The sequence below is a fragment of the Vibrio sp. OPT46 genome (assembly GCF_015163535.1).
Lineage (GTDB): Bacteria > Pseudomonadota > Gammaproteobacteria > Enterobacterales > Vibrionaceae > Vibrio > Vibrio alginolyticus.
The window spans coordinates 1-645 of record NZ_JADDYG010000305.1; the positions used below are offsets into that span (position 1 = coordinate 1).

The window sequence follows — 645 nt, forward strand, 5'->3', positions numbered from 1 at the left end:
TTAATTATAAAGCCTTCCTATGGAAGGCTTTATTTTTATCTACGAATATAAATAGAGCTCGTATTATCTTTGTGAGATTCAGGCACTCTGAATCCGAATTTCAACATAATATTAAATAAAACCTTATTAAACAGTTCTAATTCTATCGTCTCTAATTTGCTTCCTATTTTACTATCTCTAAGTTCAGGAAAATTGAACTTAGCTTCCTTTAAGATACTAGCTATCTCATCAGAATTGATGCTCTGTTTACTTAATAGTTTTTTGTTAATGAACTCTTCATATGCACGAGCACATTTCATCAATCGCAACGCAAATTCATTCATAACTGACATTCTTTGAAACGTAAAAAATTTAATTTTTAGTGAGAACACTTGCACTTCGCACTATCAAAAATAATATCAGAACGCAATTAATGCACTCTGTAAGAATTATCTGAATCAAGCTGAAGTAAAGGCTGAATATAACGTCCAATTAAAACATCTCTCCTAATTAGAACCGTCAATACAATTAAATATTTTCTTTGTTTAGGTCGCCTTTTCTTATAAGGAAATTACTTTTTCCATGGAGGAAGGCGGAACAAACAAGGTGGAAACACCACTTCCTCCCAAGAAAACAAAATAGCTTTAAACCTTTGTTTTAATTGAA

General features: G+C 31.2%; 1 protein-coding gene. It reads right to left on the minus strand.

Annotation, left to right across the window (positions count from 1 at the left end):
• Positions 1–35: 35 nt before the first annotated feature.
• On the minus strand, positions 36–323 hold the full coding sequence (locus IQR33_RS14925) for a hypothetical protein (protein WP_005375016.1): 288 nt from the start codon (positions 321–323) through the stop codon (positions 36–38).
• Positions 324–645 lie beyond the last annotated feature (322 nt).